The 13,977-nt window shown below is 57.2% G+C and carries 10 protein-coding genes; 6 read left to right on the forward strand and 4 right to left on the reverse strand.

The annotated features are described in order from the left end of the window. The first annotated feature begins 86 nt into the window (after positions 1-86). Positions 87-866, forward strand: coding sequence for a metallophosphoesterase family protein (locus tag ACFQUU_RS14650; RefSeq protein WP_382248326.1), 780 nt, complete (start codon positions 87-89; stop codon positions 864-866). Between the two features lie 3 nt (positions 867-869). Further along, positions 870-2,270: a universal stress protein gene (locus ACFQUU_RS14655; RefSeq protein ID WP_382248328.1), complete on the forward strand. Its 1,401-nt coding sequence runs from the start codon at positions 870-872 to the stop codon at positions 2,268-2,270. On the opposite strand, the gene ACFQUU_RS14660 is transcribed toward ACFQUU_RS14655, so the two are convergent. Further along, the gene (locus tag ACFQUU_RS14660) at positions 2,248-3,105 is read right to left on the reverse strand and encodes a DUF72 domain-containing protein (RefSeq protein ID WP_382248330.1); all 858 of its coding nucleotides are present in this window, start codon (positions 3,103-3,105) and stop codon (positions 2,248-2,250) included. The two genes, ACFQUU_RS14655 and ACFQUU_RS14660, sit on opposite strands and share 23 nt — an antisense overlap. A gap of 523 nt (positions 3,106-3,628) precedes the next feature. On the opposite strand from ACFQUU_RS14660, the gene ACFQUU_RS14665 reads away from it, so the two are divergent. Together ACFQUU_RS14665 and ACFQUU_RS14670 are read left to right on the forward strand one after the other, a co-directional pair. Beyond that, entirely contained in the window at positions 3,629-3,958 is a 330-nt protein-coding gene (locus ACFQUU_RS14665; protein ID WP_382248332.1) for a hypothetical protein, read from the forward strand. A gap of 564 nt (positions 3,959-4,522) precedes the next feature. After that, positions 4,523-4,828, forward strand: coding sequence for a hypothetical protein (locus ACFQUU_RS14670; RefSeq protein WP_382248334.1), 306 nt, complete (start codon positions 4,523-4,525; stop codon positions 4,826-4,828). A 39-nt stretch (positions 4,829-4,867) separates the two neighbouring features. Here the strand turns inward: ACFQUU_RS14670 and phhA are convergent, their stop codons facing one another. Beyond that, positions 4,868-5,761 carry a phenylalanine 4-monooxygenase gene (gene phhA / locus ACFQUU_RS14675; RefSeq protein ID WP_382248336.1) on the reverse strand — a complete coding sequence of 298 codons (894 nt, stop codon included), beginning with the start codon at positions 5,759-5,761 and terminating at the stop codon, positions 4,868-4,870. A 180-nt stretch (positions 5,762-5,941) separates the two neighbouring features. Here phhA and ACFQUU_RS14680 point away from each other — a divergent pair, with 180 nt between their 5' ends. Beyond that, entirely contained in the window at positions 5,942-6,433 is a 492-nt protein-coding gene (locus ACFQUU_RS14680; protein WP_382248338.1) for an Lrp/AsnC family transcriptional regulator, read from the forward strand. Positions 6,434-6,462: 29 nt separating this feature from the next. Here the strand turns inward: ACFQUU_RS14680 and ACFQUU_RS14685 are convergent, their stop codons facing one another. Continuing rightward, positions 6,463-7,152: a GNAT family N-acetyltransferase gene (locus ACFQUU_RS14685; RefSeq protein ID WP_382248340.1), complete on the reverse strand. Its 690-nt coding sequence runs from the start codon at positions 7,150-7,152 to the stop codon at positions 6,463-6,465. Between the two features lie 237 nt (positions 7,153-7,389). Here ACFQUU_RS14685 and ACFQUU_RS14690 point away from each other — a divergent pair, with 237 nt between their 5' ends. After that, on the forward strand, positions 7,390-8,523 hold the full coding sequence (locus ACFQUU_RS14690; protein WP_382248342.1) for an ABC transporter substrate-binding protein: 1,134 nt from the start codon (positions 7,390-7,392) through the stop codon (positions 8,521-8,523). Between the two features lie 835 nt (positions 8,524-9,358). On the opposite strand, the gene ACFQUU_RS14695 is transcribed toward ACFQUU_RS14690, so the two are convergent. Continuing rightward, a complete protein-coding gene (locus ACFQUU_RS14695; RefSeq protein WP_382248344.1) occupies positions 9,359-13,888 on the reverse strand; it encodes an EAL domain-containing protein in 4,530 nt (1,509 codons plus the stop codon). Positions 13,889-13,977: the final 89 nt, after the last annotated feature.

A 13,977-nucleotide genomic window follows, 5' to 3' on the forward strand; every position in this document is an offset into this window, starting at 1 on the left:
TGTAAGGAAACTCAAAGACTCGCACGATAAGATATGTGCTTCACGTGGCATGCCGACCGTGTCGGTATGCCGCTCATGGGCAGGATTTGCCCCGCCAGTTAGCACGATACCCGCTCGCCACCATGCTGATCGCCATCCTTACCGATATCCATGCCAACCGCGAGGCGTTCACCGCCTGTCTTGCGCATGCCGAAGAGCGCCGCGCCCAACGTTATGCCTTTCTGGGTGACTTTGTCGGCTATGGCGCCGATCCGTGCTGGGTGGTCGATACCGTGATGGAGTACGTCGCCGACGGTGCGATCGCGGTGCAGGGAAACCATGATGCCGCGATTTCGCAGGCAGCGGGCAAGAACATGAATCCTCAGGCACGCGCAGTGGTCGAATGGACGCGTTCCCAGCTCAATGAACAGCAGCGCAGCTTTCTTGAGCAACTGCCCATGACGCAGGAAGCCGGACATTGCCTGTTCGTGCATGCCACCGCCGCCGACCCGCACAGCTGGGAGTACATTACCGGCACGGTGGAGGCGCTGAAGAGCATGTACGCAACGCAGCGCCGGATTACCTTTTGCGGACACGTGCATCAACCGGCCTTGTACAACATGTCGCCGACGGGCAAGGTGTCTTCCTTCGTGCCGACCGGCGATAGCAGCATACCTCTTGGCACACAGCGGCACTGGCTGGTACTGCCCGGTTCGGTCGGCCAGCCGCGCGATGGTAATCCCGCCGCTTGTTATGCGCTGTATGACGATGTCACACATGAGCTGATCTATTTCCGCGTGCCGTATGACTACGACACGGCGGCGGAAAAGATTCGCGCCGCCGGCTTGCCGCAAAGCGTCGGCAATCGTTTGCAGCACGGCCTGTAACGCATGCGGCGTCTCGAGGCAGGCATGGTGGTTGACGGCTTCCGCCTGGAAGAGCGTCTGCACAAGGGCGGCATGGCCATGCTCTGGCGCGTCTCGCGAGAGGAAGCGCCGGATGGCCCTCCCCTGCTGATGAAAGTCCCGATACTCGACGACAACCATGACCCGGCGGCGATCGTGGGTTTTGAAGTCGAGCAAATGATCATGCCCAAACTGAACGGTACGCATGTGCCGCATTTTGTGGCATCGGGCGACTTTACCGGACAGCCATATATCGTAATGGAACTGATTGCAGGCACATCCCTGCGTGCGCGTTTCGACGACGCGCCGCTACCGATCGACGAAGTGGTCAGCATCGGGATTCGTGTCGCCAGCGCCTTGCACAATCTGCACCGGCAGCAGGTGATTCACCTGGACGTCAAGCCGAGCAACATCATGTTTCGTGAAAACGGCGAAGCGATCCTGATTGATTATGGCCTGTCGCGCCATGACAGGCTGCCCGATCTGCTGGCCGAGGAATTCCGACTGCCCATGGGTACCGGACCGTACATCTCGCCGGAACAGGTGCTGCATATTCGCAATGATCCGCGCAGCGATCTGTTTGCGCTAGGCGTATTGCTATACCACCTGGCGACAGGCGAACGCCCGTATGGGTTTCCAACGACTGTATCCGGGCTGCGGCGTCGCCTGTACCGCGATCCGATACCGCCGCGCGCACTGAATGCAAAGATTCCTCCATGGTTGCAGGAGATCATCTTGCGCTGCCTGGAAGTGGACCCGGGTTCACGCCACGATACCGCGGCACAACTCGCGTTTGAGTTGCAGAATCTTGATCAGGTACAACTGACCGCTCGTGCGGACAAGCATGCAAGAGATGGTTTTTTTGTTGTCGCACGCCGCTGGTTCCATGCGGTCGGCATGGAAGCCTCGTCGCAGCAATCAGCAGGACAACAGCTGACGCACGCGCCCATCATTGTCGTCGCGATCGACCTGTCGTATGGATCGGAATCGCTGGCCGAGGCACTTCGTACCGCTGCGCGTCGCATACTGCAGACGGAACCGGGGGCCCGCCTCGCCTGCATCACCGTGCAGAAGACCAATCGCATCGGCATGGATGAGATGGTCGACCGTCAGGGGCGCAATATCCACGTCAAGCATCTGGTCGGCCTGAAGCACTGGGCGCGGCCGCTGGCGATCGCGCCGGATAAGATCACCTACCATGTACTGGAAGCGCCTGACCCGGCATCGGCCATCGTCGACTACGCGAGAGTCAATGATGTGGACCACATTGTGATCGGTTCACGTGGAAGTTCGGTGCTGCGTCGTTACCTCGGCAGCGTATCGTCGCAAGTCGTGGCACAGGCCGATTGCACGGTCACCGTGGTCAAGAGTGCGGGTGGCGGCTGAGGTCCAGCAGGCTTAGCTGGGTTGGTGGAATTGACTGACTTGATTGAAGCGATTGAATTGATTGATCGAGCGGACCGACTTGATCGACAAAGCCCTTCAGCCGCTTTATTAACGACAACGCGTTCGGTACTGCTGCACCGTTAGCAGTATTGTCGAACACGCACCAGACCTTGCTGCCCCCGTCCAGATAAGCCCTGATACGCACGGCAATCTCGTCAAGATACGTGTCCGTGTAGGCAGAGTAATACATTTCCGGCGAGCCGTGCAGACGCAGATATGTGATCGGCATGTGGCCAGCGATGTCGTCGATCGGCACCGCGCTCACCTGGGGATCAGCGATCACGTACGAAACCTTGCGGTTATGCAGCAGCTCGGCGGCGACCGGCGTAAACCAGCTTGCATGGCGCGGTTCGCAGACCACGTCGACGTCGATCATTGTTCGCAGGTCGAGAAAGAAGCGGTGCGCAACATCGGCATCGAACGCAAGACGCGGCGGCAATTGCACCAGCAGGCAATCGAGTTTGTGACCAAGATTGCGCACTTCGCCGACAAAGCGCTCGAGCGGATCAGCGACATCCTTGAGGCGCATTTCGTGTGTAATGATTTTGGGGACCTTCGCCGAAAAGCGAAAGCCCTCAGGCACGCTGTCGCGCCAGCGTGCATACGTTACCGGACGATGCGGCCGATAGAATGAAGTGTTGATTTCGACACCCGTCAGCACGCGCGCGTATCGTTCGAGGTGACTCCCTTCACCACCGAACTGGTCGGCCACCGTGGACGGAATTCCCCAACCCGCGCAACCAATGAAAAGCGAAGATTCCGATGGGTTTTGCATGCAAAGCGTTGATAAGACTTGATACCTGATCAATAGGCAAGCACGCCGCAGCGCACCAATTTTTATCATGCATATACTGGTCAGACATTGTGCGGTGCAAGTTGATCCGTATCAGAAGCGGGAGCACAATCTCTTTGCAGCACTCAGAGACCAGACCCGCAATTGGAGCGCGTGTTCCGTGCAATGTAATGAATCGCACGATGCTTTGAGATTTATCGCAAGGCATCGCCGGTATTACCCGTACCGCATGAACGTCCAATACCATGGACTGTGAATCATGGATCTCATGCGATCAACGCAACTAACGTAACCATCGTAACTATCGCAGCTTGGGCAACTCACTCGACTGACTTGATGCGCCGGACTATGTCAAAAATTTTCAGCAGAAACTTCATGATCAGCATGTCATTCGCATGGCTGACACGACATCATTTGCGCCAAACATGATTCCCTGAACCGCCATCGCTGTGTTCAGGTTTCCAGAAAATCGCTGCACCCTATCGAGGTATGAAGGGAGTCTTGCATGAAAGCGCACAACGACGAAATCTTAGACCGCCTGGTCTTTATCGACCGCACGATTATCCATGCCGTACAGGCATGTCACTCGGATGCAAGCGTCCCCCAAGAACTGAAGGAATGCGTGAGCAGGCTGCGACAGCGTTCCAGCCAGGCACAGCAGGCATTGCACGCGCGCGACGAACCTAGGATGCGGCAAAGCGTCGATGAGCTCGCGCGGCTCAGCGATGAAGCGCAGCATCGCATCCATCCCTACGACGGCATGAACTATGCGCTCAAGAGTGCCGTGATTCTGACGCATATCGAATTGTCGGCACTGCGTTATCAACTTACCTGAAAGGCAGTTGACGTTACGCTTGACCGCCGTCTTGAAGACACAGGCCCGCGTTACGTCTCGACGGGAGAAGCGGGGAATCAGCGTCCGGCGCGGGCAACATGACCGGCCAGTTCGGGCTCGGCAACGATGACGCGATCGCGACCTGCGTTCTTTGCACTTCAGTCAGTTTGTCGCGCAGACGGCTGAAGCTTGCGCTTGCCAGGGTCAAGCTGCGTAAGGTCAGAAAAAAAATAGTCAGACCAGGGCAACCTCGATTCCGGACGTACCTGGATAACTGAAGCGGTCGCCGATACACCACAGCGTGACGGCGGAAACAACGCCGTAGATCAGCAAGAACTATAGGCCGCCATGCACCAATTGTAACGTTGGCGTCATAGCTGTAGTCCGAGATGCCAATCGAGAACCGTCAGCTTGGCAATTTAGCATCCGATGGAAGCAGAAAGAAGGATGATTGCGGGAGAAAGGGCACTTCGAGGTGTAACAAGGCGTAAATGCCTTGGTGAAACACCGTGGCTCTGCTTACATTTAAATTTAAATCGTTCGAGCAAGTTTTTGGAGAATGTAATGCACTACATCCTGGCATGCATGGTAATCGGTACCGTGTTTGGTGCCGGACTGGCAATTGCCACTGAACAGACACCCAATCCTGCCCCGTCACCAGCACCCAAGCCGCAGCGGCACCTCGCGAAATTTGACGAGCAATTCAAGGCAGCGGACATAGATAAGGATGGCGGCTTGACCATGGCCGAGGCCCAGACCGCCGGCATGGAGCGGATCGTCAATAATTTTGAACGCCTGGATATCAACAAGAATGGCAAAGTGACACGCGAAGAGATTCGCGCACTGTTGCGCAGCCGCCTTTCCAGTTAGCGGCTAGCGCTTTAGCACGGTAGCCGCTAAGGCTCCTGGTTAGCCAGCATTCTTTGGATTCGGCGGCAGGTTGATCTCCCCAGGCAACAAGGTGTTGGCAGGCAGCGCCTCCTGACCTTTCAGGCGCTCGTAAATCGGTGTGAAATCGGGCGCGGTTGCCTTAAACAGCTGCTCGAAATCGCGGATCACAAAATACGTTTCCTGATAAGAGTCGATCTTGTACAGCGTACGCATGATGCGTTCGATGTCGAGCGGAATACGACGCGGTGCGGGATCTGTCAGGCAATACTCTATTTCTCCGCCCGATGACAAGATGCCAGCACCATAGGCGCGCAAGCCTTGCGGGCTTTCAATCAGTCCAAACTCCACCGTGTACCAGTAGAGCCGCGCAAGATGTGTGAGACCATCGGTCTTGAGTGCCTTCAGGCCGCCCTGCCCATATTGCTGGATGTAATCGGCAAAAACCGGATTGAATAGCAATGGCACGTGGCCAAAGAAGTCGTGGAACACATCGGGCTCGACGATGTAGTCGAATTCATGGGCTTCGCGCAGCCACACGGTGACTGGAAAGCGGCGATTGGCCAGATGCTCGAAGAACGTCAGCTCTGGCACCAGGCCGGGTACGGCGACCAGTTCCCATCCGGTGGCCTTGCGCAAGGCTTCGGTGGTGCGATCGAAACGGGGGATCTCTTCGCTGGCATCCATCTTTGCCAAGCTGTCGATGAACATATCGCAAGCCCGCCCCGGCACCAGCTTTGCCTGGCGCTGATAGAGCTTTTTCCACAATGCGTGCTGTTCAGGGGTGTATGCCGACCAGTCCTGCTGGACAACATAGTTTGCGTCGCAGCGGCTGTAGTCGCCGCGAAGCTTACCGCCATCCGACTTTTCTTCGAGCGTCTTGAAAAAATCCGCCTGGTCTACTGTGGTGTTCATGGTGATGTCTCCGTGACTTGTACTTGATCGCCTTTCCATCACCGTAAATTTCGCGGTTGGACATGGCAAAAGGATGAAGACAGTATAGTCAAGACACCAAGGCATAAAATTGCGATGATTGCGCTCTTCATCGGATTATGAGCAATAATATTGCTCCACATCGAATCACAGAGGCTGAATATGCCAAAAATTGACTTGGACAAGACCGATCGCAAAATCCTTTCCATTCTGCAAGCGGATGGCAGGCTGACGAACCAGGAAGTTGCCGAGCGTGTCAACTTATCGCCTTCGCCTTGCCTGCGGCGTATCAAGAACCTTGAAGAGAACGGCGTTATTCGTCAGTACGTTGCCTTGCTTGATCCGGACAAAATCGGACTGGGGCTACTGGCCTATGTCAATGTGCGGCTGGAGAGGCACAACGATAGTCATCCGGCCGGCGGACGTTCGCCACGCGCCGATTTCGCCGCATCAGTCGCAAACTGGCCCGAGGTTGTGGCCTGCTACGCGATGACAGGCGAAATGGATTATTTGTTGCGAGTCCATGTGGAAGACATGGAGCATTTCTCGCAATTCATGATGGAAACGCTGCTCAGGCATTCCGCAGTAATGGACGTGAAGTCGAGCTTTGCGCTGCAGAGGATCAAGGATACGACTGCGCTGCCATTGGTGTAATGATGGCAGCGCCGCAGCAGGAAGGCTGCCTACTTTCCTTTCCGTCCCGGCAAGCGATTCCACCACTTGAGCGCCGCCTTGGTATTGGCCTTGAATCCGTAATCGAAGGTCGCGAATTGTTCTTCCATGGCTTCCGCCAGCATCGTTCCCGGACTCGCAGGCTGTAGCTTGAGATAAGCGTCCGCTTCGCCGTATTCGCGATGAATCTTCATACCCGCTTTTGCGGCGATATGAATCATGGTCTGGTTGGAAGACAGGCAATGCATGTACAAGGTATCGACATCCTCATTACGACAACGTATCGCCGCCCGTTCGAACAAGCGCGAACCGATACCCATGCCGCGCGCATTGGCCGACACGGAAACCCCGAACTCAGCGATTCGGGCCTTCAGTGTCGCATTATGCAAAACCGTAGAAGTCTCACGCGCGGTGAAGGCCAGATGCCCGACGCCCAGCAACCTCAGGTTGTCGTCATACACGCCAAACACGGTGTCGCGTGAAAAATCCAGTTTCTGCACATAACGGGTAATCAACTCATCAGGCAATACCGTGCCGAAGCGAAGCAATCGATCACTGTCGTCGAGCGCGAGAAAATGCATCAGCAAGCGGCGCCTGTCGCGTTCGGACAGTTCCTTGACGCGGACGACAGGACGGTCCGCGCCAGAAGCGTTAATAGTACTCATGTGTGGCATCAAGCCTTCCAGATCAATCGATTTCATGCCGGCTCCTGCAGAAATTGGGTTTGTGCAACGCACCATTGCATTGTAGGCGATATGCGGAAACACCGCAGGCGACTGCCTTCTATATACGTACAGCTTGAGAGTAATCAATCGTCACAGTCGATATTTGCTCGGACTGTTACGTAAAACCCACAGTTGCGACACACCCCATCGTCGGCGAAGAATGCATGGGATATTCTTTCCGTACGTAAACTTTTTGATACATTGGGGGAGAACATGATTTTGTTGCGACGCAGGGTACTGGCGGCACTATTGTTTGGCGGAACGTTAATGGCGGCATCGGCGGAAGAAGGCGTCACCGACAACACGATCTTAATCGGGCAGACCGTCGGTCTCACCGGCACGGTCGCCGCTCCCGTGAAGGAAATGAATGAAGGCGCGAACGCCTATTTCAATCAGGTCAACAAACAAGGCGGCGTCTATGGTCGCAAGATCGAGATGCGCATGCTCGACGACAAGTTCGACCCTGCCCTTACGCTGGCCAATGCCGAAACCCTGATCAAAAAAGACCGCGTCTTTGCGTTGTTCCAGGGCCGTGGCACGCCGCACACAAAAGGCATCCTGCCCCTGCTTGAGGCAAACAATATCCCGCTGGTCGCCCCCAGCACCGGCGCGACAATCTTCCATCAGCCGGCGCACAAAATGTTGTTCAACATTCGCGCGAAATATCAAGACGAAGTGGTGCGTGCGGTCGAGCACTTCACCACCATCGGGATCCAGGCGATTGGCATCCTGCATGTGGACGATGCCTTTGGCCAGGATGGACTGGAAGGCTTCAAGAAAGCGATGGAGGCACGCAAGCTGCAGCCGGCCACCATCATCAAGTTTGGCCGTGTGAATCCGGATAACGCTGCGGCGGCTGCCGAGGTGGTGAAAGCGAATCCTTCAGCGCTGATCATCGTCAGTTCTGCCAAGAATACGGTCGACGTGATCAAGGCGATTCGGGCGGCGGGAAGCCATACGCAGATCATGACCTTGTCGAACAATTCCTCGAATGCTTTTGTGAAGGAACTGGGCAAGGCTGGCACCGGTGTGATTGTGTCGCAGATTACACCTGCGCCGCATCTGGTGACGACCACGCTGGGGCAGGAGTTTAATTCGGCCGCGAAGGCATCGGGAGCGACGATTTCGTATGCAGCGATGGAGGGGTATGTGAATGCAAAGGTTCTGGTGGAGGGCTTACGGCGCGCGGGGCCGAAGTTGACGCGTGAGGGGTTTGTGCGAGCACTGGAATCGATGCAGAGGGTGGATTTTGGTGGGTTGATGGTGACGTATGGGGCGGGGGATCATACGGGGAGTGAGTTTGTTGAGTTGACGATGATTGGGAAGGATGGGAGGTTTGTGCGGTAGAGGGATTTGTCGTTAAGGATTTTTGTTGTTGGTTTTTTGTTGTTGGTTTTTTGTTGTTGGTTTTTTGTTGTTGGTTTTTTCTTCGGTGATTCAAGGCTGAAGGTTCTTCGTGGATGCTTGCCGGGACTGGCCCCGGCGGGCCACTTACCTTCTTTGCTTCGCCAAAGAAGGTAAGCCAAGAAAGGCGACCCCGGTTCAGCCGCCCTTCGGGTTCCCAAAAGAGCAGTGCCGCAAGCGGGAAGCGCAGAACTCGCCTGCGGCTCAGACAACTGCGCTTCCCGCTTGCGGCACTGCTCTTTTGGCGTCTGCACAGGGGGTTTCAACCCATCCCCACCCTGGCCCTCCCCTTGAAGGGGAGGGGACGTTCTTGATGCTGGGAGGTAGTGAGGATGGATTACCGTCTGAAGAAAGTACTGTTCGCAGAGAGTCCCGACATCGGCAATCGGCAATCGGCAATCGGCAATCGGCAATCGGCAATCGGCAATGCGATGCGCAGCGAGCGAGCCGAAGTTCCCTCCCTTTCAAGGGGAGGGTTAGGGTGGGGATGGGTTTAAAAATGCCCCTGTGCAGCCGCCAAAAGAGCGCGGGCCAAAACGGATAAAGAAGCGAAACCTGTCTGAGCCGCAGGCGAGTTTGTTTCGCTTCCCGTTTTGGCCCGTGCTCTTTTGGGCACCCGAAGGGCGGCGAACCGGGGTCGCCTTTCTTTGCTTCCTTTCTTTGGCGAAGCAAAGAAAGGAAGTGGCCCGCCGGGGCCAGTCCCGGCTAGCATCCACGAAGAACAACACGTCCAGAATCACCGAAGAGAAGACGTAAGAAGAAAAACCAACCCTCCCCCTCACACCCCCGGCAAACTCCCCGTCATCCCCTTCCATTCCGGCTGCGCCACCGACAGCAACTCACGAGCAAACTGCTCCGCCGGCACCGGCTTGCTCAAAAAATACCCCTGCATCAAATCACAATCCCTATCCTTCAAGAACCCCAGCTGCGACGCAGTCTCGACCCCCTCCGCCACTACCTCAAGCCGCAAGCTATGTGCCAGCGCGATAATCCCCGTAACAATCGACGCATCATCCGCATCATGCGGCACATCCCGTACAAACGAGCGGTCGATCTTGATAATGTCAACCGGGAAGCGTTTCAGGTAAGACAGGGATGAATATCCCGTACCAAAATCGTCAATCGACAGTCGCACGCCAAGACTGCGCAAGCGATGCAAAGCCTCCAGCGTATCCTGCGCATTCTCCATCAAGGTGCTCTCTGTGATTTCCAGTTCCAGCAAACTCGGCGACAGTCCCGTATCCGCCAGGGCCTGTTCGACCGATGAAGCAAAATCCTTTTTCAACAACTGCTTCACCGACAGATTGACAGCGATGCGGATCGGCGAGAAACCTGCCGCGATCCATGACTGCAACTGCTTACATGCGGTCCGCAATACCATCTCTCCGAGGGGACTAATTAGCCCGGTCTCTTCGGCGAGTGGAATGAATTCGGCGGGCGACACCATGCCACGCGTCGGATGGCGCCAGCGCACCAGCGCTTCCGCGCCAATGATCTTGCCCGTGTCAACACGTGCCTGCGGCTGGTAATAGACTTCGAGCTCATTGCGTTCCAGTGCACGGCGCAGATCGTTTTCCAGGCGTACATGCTCGGAAATCGAATGTTCCATCGAGGCTTCAAAAAACTGGAAGCCGCTGCCTGTTTTCTTCGCGCGATACATCGCGGTGTCCGCATGCTTGAGCAAGGTTCCGACATCGGTCGCATCATTGGGGTACATGGAAATGCCGACACTGGTGGTGACAAAAATATCGTTGCCATCAATCTCGAATGGCGTCGACAAGGCACGGCAGATATTCTGAGCAGCCGTCACGGCCGCATTCGGGCCAACGATCTCGGCCAGCACCACGGTGAACTCATCACCACCAAGACGTGCGACACAGTCGGCATTGCGGACACTGCGCCGCAGACGCTGTGCCACAGCGACCAGCAAGCGGTCACCGGCATCGTGGCCGAGCGAATCGTTAACATTCTTGAAGCGATCCAGATCAAGGAAGAGCACCGCAACGGACTCCCCTGCGACGCGTGCCTGCTCGATACGGCGGCCAAGCTGGTCCATGAAGAGGGCACGGTTTGGCAATCCGGTCAGGATGTCGTTATAGGCCAGATGCCGGATGCGCTTCTCGGCCTGGTTGGCTTCGATGATGCGCCGCACCCGCTGCGACAGTACCGCAAAGTGAATCGGCTTGGGAATGTAGTCACTGGCGCCGGCCGCGAACGCGCGCTCCACCGACTGATTATCTTCCAGCGCGGTAATCATCAGCACCGGGATCGAGCGTCCATTCGGCAATTCCTGCACCCGTGCGCAAGCGGTAAAGCCATCCATCACCGGCATCACCGCATCCATCAGGATCACATCCGGCTGCATGCGCTTGAGCATCTGCAGAGCCTGTGCGCCATCGGCGGCTTCTTCCACGCGGAAGCCGTCGCGCTGCAACGTATGCCGCAACGAACTACGGGTGCTGCGATCATCATCGACCACCAGCACTTGCGGCGCTTCGTCGTCTTCACGCTCACTCAGGCGATCTTCAATCATGACCTCAGCGCCCAACACGGCGGAGACCTCATCAAACGCCTGGCGCAGACGCCCGAGCAGGGGGCGGATTTCACCGACGCGATGGTCGATCGCCAGTTCTTCCGCCTCCTTGGCGATCTGCGCAAGATTCAGTGCGCCGAGGTTGCCACTGCTGCCCTTGATCGAATGCGCCATGGCGCGCGCGGCGTCGGCATTCAATTCCTGTACCGCCTGCTCCAGCCCGTCCAGATAATCGGGCGTGTCTTCAAGGAAGGGAGTCACGGTTTGTTCCAGCGCCGGTCCGAGAATTTCGCGCAGCTTGTCGAAGGTTTCATGGTCCAGCGGGCTGCCATCAGCTTCATGCGTTTCGACTTCCGGCAATATCGCACGTCCGCTTGGCTCAAGACGCGCGAGCCAGCGCTCGAGCTTTTGCCGCAATTCCACCAGGGTAATCGGTTTGGCAAGATAGTCATCCATGCCGGCAGCCAGGCATTTCTCCGAGTCGCCCGGCTGGGTATTGGCAGTCATCGCGATGATCGGCGTGCGCAAGCCCAGCGTCTCTTCGAAGTTACGGATATGGGCGGTTGCCTCGTAACCATCCATTTCCGGCATGCTGCAGTCCATCAGGATCAGGTCGAAGCGACCGCGGCGTGCCGCCTCGACAGCCTCACGGCCGTTGGCGGCTATCTGGCATTCGCAACCGTTCATGGCGAGCATGCCGCCAGCCACCATCTGGTTGGTGCGATTGTCTTCGGCGACGAGGACGCGGTAATCCTTGGCGGCGACCGTCGCGGTTGTCACCGGCGCGCTGGCGGTGAAAGCGGTGCCAGGCACGGGCGTGCCGGGCAGCAGGCGGCGCACTGCTTCCATCAGGCGTTCCCTCCGCAACGGCTTGCCGAGGTAGAGATCAGCACCCAGCGCGCTTTTACTCATTGGTGAAGCGTATCGGTCGAGTGCCAGCAAGCGTGGCACCACGGTGCCGATTTCCACACGTAACCGGCGTACCAGGTCAGTTCCGCGATCGTCGGTGGTTGCGACGTCCAGGATCACCAGCGCATACGGAGCGCGCGCTTGTTCCGCACGCGCGAGTTCCGACAGGGCTTCCGGTCCATTGGTAACGGCATGGCAACGCATGCCGACCTGTTCCAGGCTCTGGCACAGGAAGCTGCGCACAATCCTGCTTTCGTCGACCACCAGCACCCTGATGCCGCGCAGATAACTGTCATCGATCGGCGCAGGCACTGAGGCAGGAGCAAGGGCAGGAGCAGAAACCATGGCGACTTGGGCGGTCCCAGCCGAACAGCGTGCCTTGAACCAGAAAGTGCTGCCTTTGCCGAGTTCGCTGGACACACCGATCTCGCCCTTCATGAGGACCACGAGCTGCTTGCAAATGGCAAGGCCGAGCCCGGTGCCTCCATACTTGCGGGTGGTCGAACGATCGGCTTGCGCGAATGATTCAAAGATATGCTTGACCGCGTCGTTGCTCATGCCAATGCCGGTGTCCGATACATCAAAGCGCAACATCAGCTTATCGTCCGCATCCGGTGCGGCCGAAATATGTATGGCCACTTCGCCGTGCTCGGTGAACTTGACTGCGTTGCTGATCAGGTTGAGCAACACCTGGCGCAGGCGCAGCGAGTCGCCGCGTATGCGTTCCGGTACCTCCGGTGCCATCAGGTAGCCGATTTCCAGCCCTTTCTGCTGTGCCTGCCTGGCCAGCAGTTCAATGACTTCTTCTACCAGCTTGCGTAGCTCGAACTCGATTTCTTCGAGTTCGAGCTTGCCTGCTTCCATCTTTGAAAAATCAAGGATGTCATTGATCAGCTCGATCAGCGTGTGGGAAGAATTCCAGGCAATATCGACACACTCCTGTTGACGCTTGGTCAGGTGCATTTCCTTGAGCATGTCGAGCATGCCGACCACGCCGTTGAGTGGTGTGCGAACTTCATGGCTGACGGTGGCCGCAAACTGAGTCTTGGACAACGCGGTGCGCACCGCCTCGTCGCGCGATTGCTTAAGCTCCGCCTCGCGCTCTTCCAGCACGTCCATCATTTTGTTGAAGGCGTGCGCCATCTCGACGATGTCGCGCGGTCCGGCGGGTACGGCGCGCATGCCGGATTCGCCCGCCTCGGCACGACCCATCAGCCGCGACAAGGCATTGAGCGGCTTGATCATATGACGCGCAAGCAGGCGCATGATGCCCAGCAGGACAGCGGCGAAAGAAAGTGTGATGGCGAGATTGCCGATCAGGAGCGATGTGACCAGCCGGTTCAGTGTTCCCTTGCCGATCACTACATGAACGTAACCGAGCAATTGCGCTTTGTTGTCATGCATTTCGAACGGCGATGTGTCGGTCTGGCCACCATAGACCGGTGCGGTGAAGTACCAGTGATTGCCGGTTTCATTGTCGAGCACGGCACGTGGACTCCCGGTGCTCCACTCCGCTGACCGCGGCGCTGCGGGACTCGAGACATTGGCGCCTGGTTTGGACTGTGAAAGCAGGGGTTTGCCGACCGCGTCGGTGATCTCGACCTGCAGCACGTCGGGAAATGCCAGCGTGGCGGCAATGCCGTCGCGTACATTGTCCGGGGAGCTGTACAGGAGCGCGAGGATACTCTGGCGGGCCAGGTTTTCGGCGATACGCTGCCCTTGCTCGACCAGATAGCCTTCCATACGGCGGCTGGCTTCCCAGGAATTCATCAGGGAAGAAAACAGGGCGAGCCCGAGGATGGCGGCGCTCACCGTAATGGTCAGTTGCCGGCGAAAACCGGTACGGCTGAAATAGTGACGAAACATGGCGGCTTAGGAAACGATGGAGCGCGTCAGGCAAGGACGCGTGTGCGGAACAGCGTGCAAGTGTCGTTGCAGTTGAACAGGTGAAGTAA

This window comes from Herbaspirillum sp. GCM10030257, assembly GCF_042666555.1.
Taxonomy (GTDB): Bacteria; Pseudomonadota; Gammaproteobacteria; order Burkholderiales; family Burkholderiaceae_D; genus Noviherbaspirillum.